This is a genomic window from Streptomyces sp. NPDC036815, from assembly GCF_055609205.1.
The window spans coordinates 1-15,672 of the sequence record NZ_JBVJPW010000031.1 but is presented as its reverse complement, the minus strand read 5'-3'; the positions used below and the strand labels follow the sequence as shown (position 1 = coordinate 15,672).

15 protein-coding genes and 1 rRNA gene are annotated in these 15,672 nt (G+C 73.2%); 4 read left to right on the top strand and 12 right to left on the bottom strand.

Annotated elements, in window-relative coordinates; genetic code table 11:
• Positions 1-29 precede the first annotated feature (29 nt).
• Positions 30-1,781 carry a DNA repair protein RecN gene (gene recN / locus ACZ69I_RS36650; RefSeq protein WP_467682944.1) on the bottom strand — a complete coding sequence of 584 codons (1,752 nt, stop codon included), beginning with the start codon at positions 1,779-1,781 and terminating at the stop codon, positions 30-32.
• Between the two features lie 201 nt (positions 1,782-1,982).
• On the opposite strand from recN, the gene ACZ69I_RS36645 reads away from it, so the two are divergent.
• The gene (locus ACZ69I_RS36645) at positions 1,983-3,350 is read left to right on the top strand and encodes an FtsX-like permease family protein (RefSeq protein ID WP_470836823.1); all 1,368 of its coding nucleotides are present in this window, start codon (positions 1,983-1,985) and stop codon (positions 3,348-3,350) included.
• A 178-nt stretch (positions 3,351-3,528) separates the two neighbouring features.
• Here ACZ69I_RS36645 and ACZ69I_RS36640 read toward each other — a convergent pair whose 3' ends face one another.
• Genes ACZ69I_RS36640 through ACZ69I_RS36630 form a run of 3 tightly spaced genes read right to left on the bottom strand, consistent with a single transcriptional unit; the run spans position 3,529 to position 5,625 of the window.
• Complete coding sequence (locus ACZ69I_RS36640; RefSeq protein ID WP_470836865.1) at positions 3,529-4,473, bottom strand: NAD kinase; 945 nt, start codon at positions 4,471-4,473, stop codon at positions 3,529-3,531.
• A gap of 5 nt (positions 4,474-4,478) precedes the next feature.
• Positions 4,479-5,294 carry a TlyA family RNA methyltransferase gene (locus ACZ69I_RS36635; RefSeq protein WP_467682941.1) on the bottom strand — a complete coding sequence of 272 codons (816 nt, stop codon included), beginning with the start codon at positions 5,292-5,294 and terminating at the stop codon, positions 4,479-4,481.
• A 7-nt stretch (positions 5,295-5,301) separates the two neighbouring features.
• A complete protein-coding gene (locus tag ACZ69I_RS36630) occupies positions 5,302-5,625 on the bottom strand; it encodes a hypothetical protein (RefSeq protein WP_470836822.1) in 324 nt (107 codons plus the stop codon).
• Between the two features lie 42 nt (positions 5,626-5,667).
• On the opposite strand from ACZ69I_RS36630, the gene ACZ69I_RS36625 reads away from it, so the two are divergent.
• On the top strand, positions 5,668-6,015 hold the full coding sequence (locus ACZ69I_RS36625; RefSeq protein WP_467682938.1) for an alkyl sulfatase C-terminal domain-containing protein: 348 nt from the start codon (positions 5,668-5,670) through the stop codon (positions 6,013-6,015).
• Here the strand turns inward: ACZ69I_RS36625 and ACZ69I_RS36620 are convergent.
• The 4 genes from ACZ69I_RS36620 to ACZ69I_RS36605 form a co-directional block, all read right to left on the bottom strand.
• Positions 5,999-6,850, bottom strand: a complete 852-nt coding sequence (locus tag ACZ69I_RS36620) for an ABC transporter ATP-binding protein (protein WP_467682937.1) — start codon at positions 6,848-6,850, stop codon at positions 5,999-6,001. The genes ACZ69I_RS36625 and ACZ69I_RS36620 overlap by 17 nt on opposite strands.
• The gene (locus ACZ69I_RS36615) at positions 6,847-7,875 is read right to left on the bottom strand and encodes a FecCD family ABC transporter permease (RefSeq protein WP_470836821.1); all 1,029 of its coding nucleotides are present in this window, start codon (positions 7,873-7,875) and stop codon (positions 6,847-6,849) included. The genes ACZ69I_RS36620 and ACZ69I_RS36615 overlap by 4 nt, the downstream gene beginning before the upstream one ends.
• The gene (locus ACZ69I_RS36610; RefSeq protein ID WP_470836820.1) at positions 7,872-8,915 is read right to left on the bottom strand and encodes a FecCD family ABC transporter permease; all 1,044 of its coding nucleotides are present in this window, start codon (positions 8,913-8,915) and stop codon (positions 7,872-7,874) included. Before ACZ69I_RS36610 ends, ACZ69I_RS36615 begins: the two co-directional genes overlap by 4 nt.
• A gap of 160 nt (positions 8,916-9,075) precedes the next feature.
• Positions 9,076-10,128, bottom strand: coding sequence for an HAD hydrolase-like protein (locus ACZ69I_RS36605; RefSeq protein WP_470836819.1), 1,053 nt, complete (start codon positions 10,126-10,128; stop codon positions 9,076-9,078).
• A 72-nt stretch (positions 10,129-10,200) separates the two neighbouring features.
• Here ACZ69I_RS36605 and ACZ69I_RS36600 point away from each other — a divergent pair, with 72 nt between their 5' ends.
• The gene (locus tag ACZ69I_RS36600) at positions 10,201-11,484 is read left to right on the top strand and encodes a DUF1015 domain-containing protein (protein WP_470836818.1); all 1,284 of its coding nucleotides are present in this window, start codon (positions 10,201-10,203) and stop codon (positions 11,482-11,484) included.
• Between the two features lie 60 nt (positions 11,485-11,544).
• On the opposite strand, the gene ACZ69I_RS36595 is transcribed toward ACZ69I_RS36600, so the two are convergent.
• The 3 genes from ACZ69I_RS36595 to ACZ69I_RS36585 all read right to left on the bottom strand — a co-directional run bounded on the left by ACZ69I_RS36595 (position 11,545) and on the right by ACZ69I_RS36585 (position 14,135).
• The gene (locus tag ACZ69I_RS36595; protein ID WP_470836863.1) at positions 11,545-12,690 is read right to left on the bottom strand and encodes an RNA polymerase sigma factor; all 1,146 of its coding nucleotides are present in this window, start codon (positions 12,688-12,690) and stop codon (positions 11,545-11,547) included.
• Between the two features lie 20 nt (positions 12,691-12,710).
• On the bottom strand, positions 12,711-13,118 hold the full coding sequence (locus ACZ69I_RS36590; protein ID WP_467682931.1) for a YciI family protein: 408 nt from the start codon (positions 13,116-13,118) through the stop codon (positions 12,711-12,713).
• Positions 13,119-13,292: 174 nt separating this feature from the next.
• On the bottom strand, positions 13,293-14,135 hold the full coding sequence (locus ACZ69I_RS36585) for a tetratricopeptide repeat protein (protein ID WP_470836862.1): 843 nt from the start codon (positions 14,133-14,135) through the stop codon (positions 13,293-13,295).
• Between ACZ69I_RS36585 and ACZ69I_RS36580 the strand changes: the two genes are divergently transcribed.
• On the top strand, positions 14,106-15,458 hold the full coding sequence (locus ACZ69I_RS36580) for a hypothetical protein (protein ID WP_470836871.1): 1,353 nt from the start codon (positions 14,106-14,108) through the stop codon (positions 15,456-15,458). The genes ACZ69I_RS36585 and ACZ69I_RS36580 overlap by 30 nt on opposite strands.
• Before the next feature lie 119 nt (positions 15,459-15,577).
• Here the strand turns inward: ACZ69I_RS36580 and rrf are convergent.
• A 5S ribosomal RNA gene (gene rrf / locus ACZ69I_RS36575) occupies positions 15,578-15,672 on the bottom strand; the annotation flags it as partial.

The window sequence follows — 15,672 nt, the reverse complement described above, 5'->3', positions numbered from 1 at the left end:
GCACGGGCAGCCGTCGCACGGACGGGCCCCTACCCGTCCCCCCGGGCCGTGGCGAGCAGTTCCTCGGCGTGGGCCCGGGCCGTCTCCGAGTCCTCCTGGCCCGCCAGCATGCGCGACAGCTCCCGCACCCGGTCCTCGCCCTCCAGGACCTGGACGCCGGACCGCGTCACCATTCCGTCGTTCGTCTTCTCGACGAGCAGTTGGCGGTCGGCGAAGGCGGCGACCTGCGGAAGGTGGGTGACGACCACGACCTGCGCCGACTTGGCGAGGCGTGCGAGTCGGCGCCCGATCTCGACCGCCGCCTTGCCGCCGACGCCCGCGTCGACCTCGTCGAAGAGGTAGGTGGGCACCGGGTCCGTGCCCGCGAAGACCACCTCGACGGCGAGCATCACGCGGGACAGCTCACCGCCCGAGGCGCCCTTGGCGATGGGCCGGGGCGGGGCGCCGGGGTGCGGGGCGAGGAGCAGTTCGACCTCGTCGACGCCCGCGGGCCCGTACGCGACCGTGCGGCCCCCGACCTCCACTCCGTCGGCGCCCTCCGGAACCTCCGTGTTGCTGATGTCGATCGACACGCGCGCGTGGGGCATGGCCAGCGAGGCGAGCTCCTCGGTGACGGCGGCGGCGAACCGCGAGGCCGCCTCCTGCCGCGCGTCGGTCAACGACTGGGCGAGCCCGGCGAGTTCGGCGCGCAGCGCGTCCCGCTCGGCGATCAGGTCGCCCAACCGGTCGTCGTCACCCTCCAGTTCGGAGAGGCGCGCGGCGCCGTCCTCCGCCCAGGCGAGGACGGCGTCGATGTCCGCGCCGTACTTCCGGGTGAGCTGCGTCAGCGCGGCCCTGCGCTCCTCGACCGCGGCGAGCCGCAGCGGGTCGGCGTCCAGGTCGTCGGCGTACCCGGCGAGCTCCCCCGCCACGTCGCCGAGGAGGATCCCGATCTCACCGAGCCGGTCGGCGAGGGCGGAGAGGGCGGGGTCGTGGGACCGCACGGTCTCCAGGGCCCGGGAGGCGCCCGCCACCAGGGCCGAGGCGTCGATGCCCTCCGGGTCCTCGGGGTTGCCCGCGAGGGCGGCGTGCGCGGACGTCGCGGCGGAGGCGAGGGCCTCGGCGTGGCCGAGCCGCTCGGCCTCGGCGGCGAGCTCGGTGTCCTCGCCCGCGCGCGGCTCGACGCCCGCGATCTCATCGAGGCCGAAGCGCAGCAGATCCGCCTCCTGCGCCCGCTCACGGGCGCGCGTGGTGATCTCCTCGACCTCGGCGGTGACGGCCCGCAGCCTGCGGTACGCGGCGGTGTACTTGGTGAGCGGCACGGCGACCGCGTCGCCCGCGTACCGGTCGAGGGCGGCGCGCTGCCGGGCGGGCTTGAGCAGCCCCTGCTGGTCGGTCTGACCGTGCACGGCGACCAGGTCGTCGGCGAGTTCGGACAGCAGCCCCACCGGGACGGAGCGCCCCCCGAGGTGGGCGCGTGAGCGCCCCTCCGCCGAGACGGTACGGCTGATGAGCAGCGCCCCGTCGTCCAGTTCGGCCCCGGCCTCCTCCGCGCGCAGGACCGCGGCGGCGCCCGCGGGCACCGCAATGCGCCCCTCCACCACCGCCGACTTGGCGCCGATCCGCACCAGGGCGGGATCCGCGCGTCCGCCGAGCAGCAGGCCAAGGCTGGTGACCACCATCGTCTTGCCCGCGCCGGTCTCACCCGTCACGGCGGTGAAGCCTGGCGAGAGCTCGACGACAGCGTCGTCGATGACTCCGAGCGACCGTATCCGCATCTCCTCCAACACGCACCTGACCATACGAGGTTTCCCCGGTGCCCCGCGACGTCGCCCCTGTGTCGGTGCGTGAACGCGCAGGTTGGCGACCGGCCGGAAGAAGCGGTGTCACTCTCCGAGGGGACCCGGGACGCTCCTCGCGGGCGGCGGGGTGGGGTTAACCCCAGCACGATCCACCGGCCCGCCGCATGGCACCTCCCCCGCCCCGGCACGACCATGATCCACATGGCGACAGGACTGGCACAGGCGGCGCTGCGCGCGCACCGCCCGGCATTCGTGGGCACGGCGGTGGCCGCTTTCTTCGCGGCGAGCGTGGTGAGCGCGTCGACGATGATGCTCGGTACGACGAGCACCGACCGCTCCGACATCCGCGGCGGGCTCTCCGCGGCCGCGCGCGAGCAGATCAGGGAGAACGGCGTGGGCGACATGGCGGTCGTCCTCCTGATCGGTTCCATCTACATGTCGATATTCGTGGTCGTCTCGACCATGGGGACGGCCGTCGCGCAGCAGCACCGCGAACTGGCGATGGTCCGCTCCATCGGCGCCAGGCCCCGCCAGATCCGCCGGGCGGTGGCCGTCCAGGCCCTCGCCGCGTCGGTGCCCGCCGCGCTCGGCGGCTTCGTGCTCGGCGGCTTCGGCGCCCGCTGGTGGCACGCGGGCATGGTCGACCACGGGCTGCTGCCCGCCGAGGCCACCTTCCGGTTCAGCTGGCTCGCCCTGCCGGTCTGCGTCGGCGTGGCCGTGGTGACGACGACCCTCGCCGCACTCCTCGCCGCGCTGCGGTTCTCGCTCCTGCGCCCGGCCCGTGCCCTCTCCGAGGCGGCGACCGGACGGCGCGGTCTGGGGGTCCTGCGGGCGCCGCTGGGCGTGCTCGCCATGGCGGGAGCGTGCGCGGTCGCCGTACTCCTGTCCCGGCAGCCCGCGGACGAGGCGAGCGAAGGGGCCTTCCTCGTCCTGATCCTCTTCTGCGTGGGCGCCGGGCTGCTGGGCCCGCGCCTCATCGGCCCCGCCGCCTGGCTGGTCTCCGCCGCCGTGGGCCGGTTCGGCCCCAGCGCACGCCTGGCGATGCTCAACGTCCGCTCCCAGCCCCGCCGCTTCTCCGCCGCGGTCGTCCCCCTCGTCCTCGTCGTGGGCTTCGGCCTCACCAAGATCGGCATGCACACGACGGCCCGGCACCACACGGGCTCCGCGGGCAGCAAGGGGGAGGTCTGGCTCGACTACGTGGGCACGGGGCTGTACGCGGGCTTCGCCGCCATCGCCGCGGCGAACACCCTCGCCATGATCTCGTTCGAGCGCCGCCGCGACGTCGCGCTGCTGCGGGTCATCGGCGGTCAGCGGGCGCAGGTGCGGACCATGGCCGCCTGGGAGGCCGTGGTCGTCGCGGGGACCGCGCTGCTGCTCGGCGGCGCGATCGCCCTTGCCACGCTGGCGCCGATCCTCCGGACCGCCTTCGGCAGCGCGCTGCCGTACCTGCCGTGGCCCGTGCCGGCCGGGGTGGCGGCGGGCACCCTGCTGCTCACCCTGCTCGCGACGGGCCTCCCGGTCCACACGACGATGCGCCGCGGCCCGACCCCCGTACTCACCACGACGTAGCCCGCCCCGTAAGGGGCGCGGGGCACCGCGCGGAAAACCACACCCACCCCGCACCGAACCACCAAGGGACGCTCCCTCAAGGGGCGCGGGGAACCGCGCGACAAGCCCCACACGACCCGCACCGCGCACCCCGCCCGGAGCTCCCCCACGGAGCCTCACCGCCAAACCCAGCGGAGCGCTACTGCGGCGCGCCCCGCCACCCCGACACCGGCAGCGCGAACTTGGCGACGAGCCGGTCCGTGAACGACGCGTGGTGCAGCCGGGCGAGCCGCACCGGCACCTCGCCCCTGCGCACCTCCACCCGCGCCCCCGACGGCAGTTCCACGGTCCGCCGTCCGTCGCACCACAGCACCCCGTGCGGCGTGTGCGGCTGGACCTCGACGGCGAGCACCGAGTCCGGTGACGTCACCAGCGGCTTGGCGAAGAGGGCGTGCGCGCTGATCGGCACCATGAGGAGCGCCTCCACCTCCGGCCACACCACGGGCCCGCCCGCCGAGAACGCGTACGCCGTCGAACCCGTCGGTGTCGCGCAGACGATGCCGTCGCAGCCGAAGCCGGTGACGGGCCGCCCGTCGATCTCCAGGACGACCTCGAGCATCCGCTCCGGAGACACCTTCTGCACGGCGGCCTCGTTCATGGCCCAGTCCCGGTGCACGACGTCGCCGTTGCGGCGCACGACGACGTCGATCGTCATGCGCTCCTCGACCTCGTACGCCTTGGTGACCACGCGGTCGACGACCTTGTCGAGGTCGTCCCGCTCGGCCTCCGCGAGGAAGCCCACGCGCCCGAGGTTCACCCCGAGCATCGGCACTCCGGAGGCGCGGGCGAACTCGGCGCCGCGCAGCAGCGTCCCGTCACCGCCGAGGACGACGATCAGCTCGCAGTCGTCGATGCAGTCGGCCGTGGCCTCCTTGACCGTCTGGACCTCGGGCGGCAGCGGCAGGTCCACCGCCTCCGCGTCCAGGACCCGCACGCCGATGCCGCTGCGCAGCAGCCCCTGGACCACGAGTTCGGCGCTGCGGATGGCCGCGGGGCGGCCGGTGTGCGCGAGCAGGAAGACCGTCCGGGCCTCTCCCGTCCGGCTCCCTTCCGTCCGGCTCTCTCTCGTCTCGGTCTCTCGGATCCGGTTCAACGGGGCCCCTCCGCCACGGCACGGTCGACGTCCGCCGGGTCCAGCTCGTCGGCCCCGGCGCGCAGCCACAGAAAGTACTCGACATTCCCGGAGGGCCCCGGCAGCGGGCTCGCGGTCACTCCGCGCACGCCGAGGCCGAGCCCCCACGCCTGCCGCGCCACCCCGCGCACCGCGTCGGCGCGCAGTTCGGCGCTGCGCACCACACCGCCGCTGCCGAGCCGCTCCTTGCCGACCTCGAACTGCGGCTTGACCATGAGGACGAGGTCCGCGTCGGGCGCCGCGCACCGCGCCAGGGCGGGCAGCACCAGGCCCAGCGGGATGAAGGAGAGGTCTCCGACGACCACGTCGACGGGAATCCCGTCGATCGCCTCCAACGTCAACTCACGTACGTTCGTACGGTCCTTCACGGTAACCCGCTCGTCGCTCTGCAAGGACCAGGCGAGCTGCCCGTAGCCCACGTCGACGGCGACGACGTGCGCGACGCCCGCGCGCAGCAGCACATCGGTGAAGCCGCCCGTGGACGCGCCCGCGTCCAGCGCCCTGCGGCCCTCGACGACCAGCCCCCGCGGCCCGAAGGCGGCGAGGGCGCCCGCGAGTTTGTGCCCGCCGCGCGAGACGTAGTCGGGATCGTCGTCGTCCTGCGAGACCACGATCGCGGCGGCCGTCTCCACCTGCGTCGCGGCCTTCGTCGCGACGGTCTTGCCGACCGCGACCCGGCCGGCGGCGATCAGCTGGCTCGCGTGCTCGCGCGAGCGCGCGAGCTTCCTGCGGACGAGCTCGGCGTCGAGGCGGCGTCGTGCCACTCCTGCCACGTTCGGTTCAGCTCCTGTCGTTCCTGTCGTACGAGGATGACGGCGCGCCGGTGGGAGCCGGCGGGCCGGGGCGCGCGTCGAGCGCGGTCAGCGCGTCGCGCAGGCCCCGGTGTACATCCTCGTACACCTCGGTGTGGCCGTCCGTGGCGAGGTGGTCGGCGTCGCCGAGCCGGTCGAGCGCGGCGTCCACGTCGGCGTCGCCGGTGGGGGTGCGTCCGACGCCGAGGGGCGCGGGGACGGCGGGGTCGTACGACGGCTCGTCCGGGGTCCGCGGCTCCGGCGCCGCCGACTCCCCTTCGTGCTCCTCGGGGACCGCGTAAGAGTCGCTCATGGCACGACGCTACCCCGAAGGCCTGGGGTACGGTCGATCACGATGGCGACCATGGCGGAGTGCCGTACGGCACTCGACAGACTCAGCGACAATCTCGCGTCGGCCGACGGCGACGTGCGCGGCGCCGCTGCCCTGAACCGCTCGCTCAGCTGCCGCGTCACCGATCTCGACGTGACCTTCACCGGCCGCCTCGAGAACGGCCGGATCACGGTGCTCGACAGCCACCCGGGCCCGCCGCGCGACAAGGCGGAGATCCGTCTCGCGATGACCGGGGACGACCTGCTCGCGATGGTGGACGGCGAGCTCGGCTTCGCCAAGGCCTGGGCCGCGGGCCGGGTCAGGCTGGAGGCGGGCTTCCGGGACCTGCTGCGGCTCAGGTCGCTGCTCTGACCGGGCTCCGGCGGCCCGCGCGGGCCGCCGGGACCACCAGCGGGGTCCCGCTCTCCGGGTCCTCGATGATCCGGCAGTCGATGCCGAAGGCCTCCTTCACCAGCTCCGCCGTGACGATCTGCGACGGCGGGCCCTCGGCGAGCACCGCGCCGTCGCGCAGGGCGATGAGGTGCGTGGCGTAGCGGGCGGCGTGGTTCAGGTCGTGCAGGACGGCGACGAGCGTGCGCCCCTGCTCCTCGTGGAGTTCGGCGCAGAGGTCCAGGACGTCGAGCTGGTGCTGGATGTCGAGGAAGGTCGTCGGCTCGTCGAGGAGCAGCAGCGGGGTCTGCTGGGCGAGGGCCATGGCGATCCAGACGCGCTGGCGCTGGCCGCCGGAGAGCTCGTCGACATAGCGCTCGGCGAGCTCGCGCACCCCGGTCGACTCCATGGACTCGTTCACGATCCGCTCGTCCTCCCGCGACCACTGCCGCAGCAGGCCCTGGTGGGGGTAGCGGCCGCGGGCGACCAGGTCGCCGACGGTGATGCCGTCGGGGGCGATGGACGACTGGGGCAGCAGGCCGAGCGTCCTTGCGACCTTCTTCGCCGGCGTCGACTGGATGACGTGCCCGTCGAGCAGCACCCGCCCCGCGGACGGCTTGAGCATCCGGGACAGGGCCCGCAGCAGCGTGGACTTGCCGCAGGCGTTGGGGCCCACGATCACGGTGAAGGAGTTGTCGGGGATCTCGACGGACAGCTTCTCCGCGATGACGCGCTGGTCATAGCCGAGGGTGACGTCATCGGCGACGAGCCGGTTCACAGCAGCACGCTCCTGGTCCTGGAGTTGGTTCTCGTTCATATCCGGCCCGCCTTGCGCTGGCTGACGAGCAGCCACAGCAGATAGACGCCGCCGAGCACGCCGGTGACGACACCGACGGGCAGCTGGTCCGCGCCGAAGGCCCGCTGCGAAGCCCAGTCCGCGACGATCAGGAGCGTGGCGCCCATGAACATCGAGGGCATCAGGTTCGGTCCCGGCGAGCGCGTGAGGCGGCGCGCCAGCTGCGGCGCGGTGAGCGCGACGAAGCTGACGGGGCCCGCGGCGGCGGTGGCGGCCGCGGTGAGCAGCACGGAGGCGGTGAGCAGGACGAAGCGGGTGCGTTCGACCGGCACGCCGACCGCGCTCGCGACGTCGTCGCCCATCTCCAGCATCCGCAGCGGCCGCCCGTACACGAGCACCAGCGGTACGAGGACGGCGCACAGCGCGAGCAGCGGCCAGACCTGCTCCCAGTCACGGCCGTTGAGGGAGCCGGTCATCCAGACCACGGAGCGGGCGGCGTCGACGAAGTCCGCCTTGGTGAGCAGATAGCCGTTGACGGCCGTGATGAACGCGGAGACGCCGATGCCGACCAGGACCAGCCGGTAGCCGTGCACGCCGCGCTTCCAGGCGAGCAGGTAGATGGCGAAGCCGGTGACCAGACCGCCGGCCAGCGCGCCCCCGGCGACCTGGGCCGCGCCGCCGTGGAACACGACGATCACGGTGAGCGCCCCGGCGGTCGCCCCCTGCCCGAGGCCGAGCACGTCCGGGCTGCCGAGCGGATTGCGGGCGATCGACTGGAAGAGCGCGCCGCCGAGGCCGAGGGCCGCGCCCACCAGGAGGCCCACCAGGACCCGCGGCAGGCGCAGGTCGGTGATGATGAGCTCCTGCCCGGCGTCGCCGTTGCCGAGCAGGGTGCGGACGACATCGGCGGCCGGGATGTCGAAGTCGCCGGTGCCGATCAGGACGACGCTCGCGGCGAGCGCGGCGACGGCGAGCAGGACGACGACCGCGGTCGTACGGACGTCGAGCCGGAGGGAGAGGCCGCCCCGGGTGCGTACTGCCTTCACAGCTGGGCCAACTTCCGCCGACGTACGAGAAAGACGAAGACCGGCGCGCCGATGACCGCCGTCACGATGCCCACCTGGAGCTCCGCGGGGCGCGCCACGACGCGCCCGACGACGTCCGCGCCGAGCAGCAGCACGGGCGAGAGGAGGGCCGCGTACGGCAGGATCCAGCGCAGGTCAGGGCCGGTGAAGGAGCGCACGATGTGCGGCACCATCAGGCCGATGAACACGATCGGGCCGCACGCCGCGGTCGCGGCCCCGCACAGCAGGGTCGCCGCGGCCATGGACAGCGCGCGCGTGCGGTTGAGGTGGGCGCCGAGGGCTCGGGCGGTGTCGTCGCCCATGGCCATCGCGTTGAGCGGCCTGGCCAGGGAGAGGGCGAGCACGGCGCCGACCGCGAGGAACGGCAGCACCTGCTTGATGGTGTCCATGTTGGCGGAGGCCAGCGAGCCGACCGTCCAGAAGCGCATCTTGTTCAGTGCGGCGCCGTCCATGATCATGACGGCCTGCAGATAGCCGTAGAGCGTCGCGCTGATCGCGGTGCCGGCGAGGGCGAGGCGTACGGGGGTCGCGCCGCGCGCGCCGCCGAGGACGTAGAGCAGCACGCCCACGGCCATGGCGCCGACGAAGGCGAACCAGACGTAGCCGCTCAGCGAGGTGACGCCGAAGAAGCTGATCGCGCTGACGACCGCGGCGGAGGCCCCGAGGTTGATGCCGAGGAGCCCGGGGTCGGCCAGCGGATTGCGGGTGAGCGCCTGGAGGACGGCCCCGGAGAGGCCGAGGGCCGTTCCGGCGAGCAGCCCGAGCAGGCTGCGCGCGAGCCGTTCACCGACGACGACGTCCCCGTACGTCCCGGTGTCCTGGAACAGCCCGTGCCAGACCTGGTCCATGGACATCGATTTGGCGCCGACCGCGATGCTCGCGAAGAACACGAGGAGCAGGACGGCCGCCGATACGAGCAATCCGGCACCGCGTACCGCACGGCGCTTCGGAGGCGCGGAGGCGGCCTCCGCGCGGGCTTCTGGGGGACTGTCGACCAACACCCGGTTAGGTTAGCCTACCCTCCCACCGAGGCGAGAACGCGGGAAAACCGGGGCAGTCCGGGACACGGAGGAGCCGGAAAGGCGACTGGGGACGCTCCCCGCGGCAGCCCCGCCGAGAACCCTGCGCCCCTCCGCCCGCCTCACACCGCGAGCGCCCGCCTCACACCCCCAGCCGGGCCAGCACCTTCTCCGCGTCCAGGTCGCACGTGCCGTCCCCCGCCGCCGTCCAGGCCGCCGCGCAGAGCGCCCGCAGCCCGTCCAGGGCCTCGCCCTCGCCGTCCAGCACGAGCTCACCGTCCCGCACCGAGGCCGTCCACCCGCCACAGCCGAAACCGCCCTCCGCCGGGGCGACCTCGGGCTGGCCGGTGAGCATGCCGCGCAGGTCCGCGGCCACGTACGTCGGCCGGTGCTCGGGCCGGGCCGCGAGCAGCTGCGCGCCGTCCGTGACGCCGGTCAGCACGAGCAGCGAGTCCACCTCTCCGTTGAACGCGCCCTCGATGTCCGTATCGAGACGGTCGCCCACCACCAAGGGCCGCTCCGCACCCGTCCGCAGGATCGTCTCCCGGTGCATGGGCGGCAGCGGCTTGCCCGCCACCTGCGGCTCGGCGCCCGTCGCGATCCGTACGACCTCGACGGCCGCGCCGTTGCCCGGCGCGATGCCGCGGGCGCTCGGGATCGTCAGGTCCGTGTTGGACGCGAACCACGGGAGCCCGCGCGCGATCGCGTAACAGGCCTCGGCGAACCGGCCCCACGCCAGGTCCGGCCCCCCGTACCCCTGCGCGACCGCCACCGGATCGTCGTCGGCCGATTCCACCGGCTCCAGGCCCCGCTCGCGCAGCGCGACCCGCAGCCCCTCGCCGCCGATCACCAACACCCGCGCCCCGCGGGGCACTTGCTCACTCACCAGGCGGGCCACCGCCTGAGCCGACGTGATGACGTCGGGCCCCTCGGTCGCGATGCCCAGCTCCGTCAGATGCTCCGCCACCGCGTCCGGCGTGCGCAGCGCGTTGTTCGTGACGTACGCCAGGTGCATGCCGCCCTCACGTGCGGTGCCGAGCGAATCGACCGCGTGCGCGATGGCCTGCCCGCCCGTGTACACCACGCCGTCCAGGTCGAGCAGAGCCGTGTCATAGACCTCGCTCAACGCCCGCTCGCTGCCCGCGGGCCGCGTCCTGACGTCCCGCCGCGCGCTTCGGTCCGCGGTCTGGCTCATTGCACATCGCTCCTCGCTCGATCCCACTCCCCCGATCATCGCTCATGCCACTGACACACATACGATGCCCTAATGAACACAGCGGGTCACACCGACGACAGCGGCCTCGACCTGATCCCTTTCCGGGGCGTGCGCTACGTCCCCGAACGGGTCGGCAGTCTGGCCGCGGTGACCTCACCCCCGTACGACGTGGTCGTACGGCCGGACGGCCTGCTCCACCTGGAATCCGCCGACCCGCACAACATCGTCCGGCTGATCCTCCCGCAGGCCACCACCCCGGCCGCCCGCAACCGGCAGGCCGCGGACACCCTCCACACCTGGCTCGCCGAGGGCATCCTCGCCCCCGACACCGAGCCCAGCCTGTACGTCTACGAACAGCGCGACGACGACATGCTGCAGCGCGGCATCATCGGTGCCCTGCGCCTCTCGGAGACCGAGGACGGCATCGTCCTGCCCCACGAGGGCGTCATGACCCACGTCGTCGAGGACCGCGCGGCCCTCATGCGGGCCACCTCGGCCAATCTGGAACCGCTGCTCCTGACCTACCGCAGCGACGGCGAGGACGACCCCAAGGGCGCGACGGCCGTCATCGAACGCACCGCCCGGCGCGAGCCCCTCCTCTCCACGACCACGGAGGACGGGTTCCACCACCGCCTGTGGTCCGTCACGGACCCGGCCGAGATCGCCGAGATCCAGTCGGATCTCTCCCACCACCAGGCGCTGATCGCGGACGGCCACCACCGCTGGGCGACCAACCTGCGCCTGCGCGCCGAACACCCCTCCCCGAGCGCCTGGGACTACGGCCTGGTGCTCCTGGTGGACACCGCCCGCTACCCGCTGCGCGTCCGCGCCATCCACCGCTACCTCCACCGCCTCCCGGTGGCCGCCGCCCTCCAGGCCCTCGGCGGCTCCTTCCGCATACGTAGCGTCGAGGGCCCCCTCGACAACGCCGTCGCCGCCCTGGCCGAGGCCGCCGCCGACAGCAACGCCTTCGTCCTCGCGGGCGACGGCGCCTTCCACCTCATCGACCGCCCGTCGCCCGGCCTCCTCGCCCGTACGATCCCGGGCGACCTGCCCGAGGCCTGGCGCACCCTGGACGCGACGGTCCTGCACGCCACCCTCCTCGACCACGTGTGGCGCATCCCCGACACCCCCGAACAGATCGCGTACATCCACGACACCGCGGCGACGGTCGAGAAGGCGGAGCGCGACGGCGGCACGGCGGTCCTGATGCACCCGGTCCGCGAGGAGGTCGTGCGCGAACTCGCCCGGCAGGGCGTCACGATGCCCCGCAAGTCGACGTCCTTCGGCCCCAAACCGGCCACCGGCCTGGTACTGCGCGACCTGGCCTTCTGAACGCCACCGGAAGCAGCAGACCAAGCAGTATCCGGCCGAGCGGTATCCGGCCCGACGGCGTCAGGCCCGGCGCCGGGCGTTGAGCCGGGCGGCCTGCCGCGTCAGGTGATCGCGCTCGGCGAGGTCGGACGCCTTCCGGGCGGCCTCTGCGTACAGCCGTGCCGCCGTCGCCGGATCGCCGTCGCGCTCGTGCAGATAGGCCGCCACCGCGGTGTACCGGGGCAGCGCCTCGTCGAGTACGGAGAGCGCCGCCAGGCCCGCGCGCGGCCCGTCGGCCTCCCCGACGGCCACCGCCCTGTTGAGCCGGACGACCGGACTGTCGGTCAACCGCACGAGCTCGTCGTACCACTCCACGATCTGCACCCAGTCGGTCTCCCCGGCGGTGGGCGCGTCGGCGTGCAGCGCCGCGACGGCGGCCTGCGCCTGGAACTCCCCGAGCCGGTCGCGGGCCAGGGCCGCCTGCAGGATCCCCACCCCCTCGGCGATCACCTGGGTGTCCCACCGGCGCCGGTCCTGCTCGGCGAGCGGCACCAGGCTGCCGTCGGGCGCGGTCCGTGCGGCCCGCCGGGCATGGTGGAGCAGCATGAGCGCGAGGAGCCCCGCCACCTCGGGGTGGTCGATCGCGGCAGCGAGCTGCCGGGTCAGCCGGACGGCCTCGGCGGCGAGGTCGACGTCCCCGGAGTAGCCCTCGTTGAAGACCAGGTAGAGGACGCGCAGCACGGTCGCGACGTCCCCCGGCCTGTCGAACCGTACGGCGGACACGGTCCGCTTGGCCCGGCTGATGCGCTGCGCCATGGTCGCCTCGGGCACCAGGTAGGCCTGGGCGATCTGGCGGGTGGTGAGCCCGCCGACGGCGCGCAGCGTGAGCGCCACCGCGGACGACGGCGTCAGCGACGGGTGGGCGCACAGGAAGTAGAGCTGGAGGGTGTCGTCCACGCCGGGCGCGGGCCCCGGTGCCGGCTCCTCCTCGACGACGTCCTCACGCCGTCGGCGGGCGGTGTCCGCCCGGGCCGCGTCGAGGAACCGCCGCCAGGCCACGGTGATCAGCCAGCCCTTCGGGTCGTCGGGCCGGTCGGCAGGCCAGACGCGGAGCGCCTCGATCAGCGCGTCCTGCACGGCGTCCTCGGCCGCCGCGAAGTCGGCTCCGCGGCGGACGAGGACGCCGAGGACACCCGGCGTGAGGCTCCTGAGCAGGGCCTCGTTCATGGTCGTACTCACTGTCGGGCTCACTCCGAGATGGTCGGCGGCTCGCTCAGGAACGGCCGCAGCTCCAGCCACTCGTGGATCGGTTCCCCGCCCGCCCCGGGAGCGGCGGACAGCTCACCGGCCAGCTCCACGGCGCGCTCGTAGCTGTCGACGTCGATCACCATCCATCCGGCGATGAGGTCCTTGGTCTCGGCGAACGGACCGTCGGTGACCGGCGGGCGCCCCTCGCCGTCGTACCGCACGAACGTCCCCTCGGGCGCCAGCGCCTGACCGTCGACGAACTCGCCGCTCTTCTCGAGCCGGTCCGCGAAGTCCCGCATGTACTGCACGTGCGCCGAGATCTCCTCCGGCGTCCACTGGTCCATCGGCACGTCGTTGGCCGGAGCCGGGGCGCCACGGTAGTGCTTGAGCAGCAGGTACTTGGCCATCGTGCTTCTCCTCGATGTTGTGCGACCCATTCTGGTCACCTTCACTACGGGGACGGAGCCGGTCGGGGTTTCTCGACATGGCCCCCGAACTTTTTCTCGACGAGGTCACGAAACGCGAAGGGCGGGCCCCCTCGGGAGCCCGCCCTTCATCCTTCACACCGCTGATCCAGCAGGTCAGCCCTCGTCGGAGTCCCGACGAACCGGCTCCACGACGTCCGCGGAGTCGTCGCCGTCGTCGGAGTCGTCGAGGTCGTCATCCGAGTCGTCGGAGTCCACCGAGACCGCCGAGTCACCGGCGGCCTCGCCACGAACGGCGACCTCGTCCGGCTCCTCGTCCTCCACCAGGGCGTCCACGAACGCGACGCCGTCCAGCTCCGCAAGCCGGTCCGAGGCGTCGGTGCTGCCGTCCTTGTCGGACTCGACAACCTTCGCGAACCACTCGCGCGCCTCGTCCTCGCGGCCCGCCGCGAGCAGCGCGTCGGCGTACGCGTACCGCAGCCGCGCCGTCCAGGGCTGCACGGAGTTCGACGCGAGCTCGGGGCTCTGCAGGGTCACGATGGCGGCGTCGATCTGGTCCATGTCGCGGCGCGCCCCGGCGGCGACGAGCCGCATCTCGACCTGCCCCGCCTTGTCGAGCTTGTGCACCTCGGGGGCACCGGCCATCTCCAGCGCCTTCTCGGGCCGGTTGAGACCGCGCTCGCAGTCCGCCATGACGGGCCACAGATCGACGGTGCCGGTCATCCGGCGAGCGGCCCGGAACTCGGCGAGCGCCTCGCTGTACTTCTGGGTCGCGTACGCGGCGAAGCCTGCGGCCTCACGTACGGCGGCGACCCTGGAAGCCAGCCGCAGGGCGATCCGCGAGTACGCGTAGGCCTCCTCGGGCTCCTCGTCGATGAGCTTGGCGACCATCACCAGGTTCCTGGCGACGTCCTCGGCCAGTCCCTTGGGAAGGCTCTGCAGCTCCTGCTGTACGTCCTTGTCGATCTCGTGCCCCGTGACGTCGTCCGGGATCGGCAGCCGCCTGATGGGCTCGCGGTCACGGTCGTCACGCCCGCGGTACCCACCGCGGTCGCCGTCACGCCGGTCGTCGCGCCGGTCATCTCGCCGGTCGTCACGCCCACGGAACCCACCGGGACGCCCGCCCCGGTCGTCACGACGCGGCGCGCGCCCACGGTCGTCTCCACGCGGCCCCCGGTCGTCGCGCCCGCGGTAGCCACCGCCACCGCCGCCACGGTTGTCGTCACGACGGAACCCACCACGATCACCGCGGTCATTGTCACGCCGGTCGTCACGGCGGTCATCACGACGGAAAGCGGGACGGTCCCCGTCGCGACGGTCGTCACGGCGGTCGTCACGCCGGTCATCGCGGCGGAAGGGGGGACGGCCGCTGTCGCCACGGTCGTCGCGACGGAAGCCGCCACGGTCGCCGCGGTCGTTGTCACGGCGGTCATCGCGACGCGGAGCACCGGATACGGACCGGTCATCGCGCCGGAACCCACCACGGTCACCATCACGCCGGTCATCCCGACGGTCATCGCGCCCGCGGAAACCACCGCCACCGCCGCCGCCACGGTTGTCGTCACGACGGAACCCACCACGGTCACCGCGGTCATTGTCACGCCGGTCATCGCGGCGGTCATCGCGGCGGAAGGGGGGACGGCTGCTGTCGCCACGGTCGTCGCGACGGAAGCCGCCACGGTCGCCGCGGTCGTTGTCACGACGGTCGTCACGACGCGGAGCACCGGATACGGACCGGTCATCGCGCCGGAACCCACCACGGTCACCATCACGCCGGTCATCCCGACGGTCGTCGCGCCCGCGGAAACCACCGCCACCGCCGCCGCCACGGTTGTCGTCACGACGGAACCCACCACGGTCACCGCGGTCATTGTCACGGCGGTCATCACGCCGGAAGGGAGGACGACCACTGTCGCCACGGTTGTCGTCGCGACGGAAGCCGCCACGGTCACTGCGGTCGTTGTCACGACGGTCGTCACGACGCGGAGCACCGGAGACGGACCGGTCATCACGTCGGAACCCACCACGGTCACGGTCGTCACGACGCGGGCCGCTGGGCCGGTCATCACGCCGGAACGGGGGACGCCCACCGCGGTCCCGGTTACCGTCGCGCCGGTCGTCCCGACGGTCATCGCGCCCGCGGAAACCACCGCCACCGCCGCCACCACGGTTGTCGTCACGACGGAAGCCGCCACGGTCACCGCGATCGTTGCGGTCGTTGTCGCGTCGGGGAGCCCCGCGGTATCCGCCCCGGTCACCACCGTCCCGGCTGCGCTGGTCGCGCTCCGGTCGCTCATCGGGAGAGTTGGGGGACATCGGTGACTCCTAGTCTTCGGTACCGCAGTCATTCTCGCGCAGCCTGCAGGCCGGCGCGCTTCGACAAAAACAAAAGAACCCTTGGTCCCAGCGTGGACGCTGGGACCAAGGGTCCTCCAAAAATTGTTCGGCGGCGTCCTACTCTCCCACAGGGTCCCCCCTGCAGTACCATCGGCGCTGTGAGGCTTAGCTTCCGGGTTCGGAATGTAACCGGGCGTTT

Excerpts from the sequence above, each read along its gene's own strand:
- ACZ69I_RS36595 (WP_470836863.1), bottom strand. The coding sequence starts at position 12,690 with ATGAACGAGGCCCTGCTCAGGAGCCTCACGCCGGGTGTCCTCGGCGTC.
- ACZ69I_RS36630 (WP_470836822.1), bottom strand. The coding sequence starts at position 5,625 with ATGAGCGACTCTTACGCGGTCCCCGAGGAGCACGAAGGGGAGTCGGCG.
- ACZ69I_RS36625 (WP_467682938.1), top strand. The coding sequence starts at position 5,668 with ATGGCGACCATGGCGGAGTGCCGTACGGCACTCGACAGACTCAGCGAC.
- ACZ69I_RS36600 (WP_470836818.1), top strand. The coding sequence starts at position 10,201 with ATGAACACAGCGGGTCACACCGACGACAGCGGCCTCGACCTGATCCCT.
- ACZ69I_RS36605 (WP_470836819.1), bottom strand. The coding sequence starts at position 10,128 with ATGAGCCAGACCGCGGACCGAAGCGCGCGGCGGGACGTCAGGACGCGG.
- ACZ69I_RS36645 (WP_470836823.1), top strand. The coding sequence starts at position 1,983 with ATGGCGACAGGACTGGCACAGGCGGCGCTGCGCGCGCACCGCCCGGCA.
- ACZ69I_RS36620 (WP_467682937.1), bottom strand. The coding sequence starts at position 6,850 with ATGAACGAGAACCAACTCCAGGACCAGGAGCGTGCTGCTGTGAACCGG.
- recN (WP_467682944.1), bottom strand. The coding sequence starts at position 1,781 with ATGGTCAGGTGCGTGTTGGAGGAGATGCGGATACGGTCGCTCGGAGTC.
- ACZ69I_RS36590 (WP_467682931.1), bottom strand. The coding sequence starts at position 13,118 with ATGGCCAAGTACCTGCTGCTCAAGCACTACCGTGGCGCCCCGGCTCCG.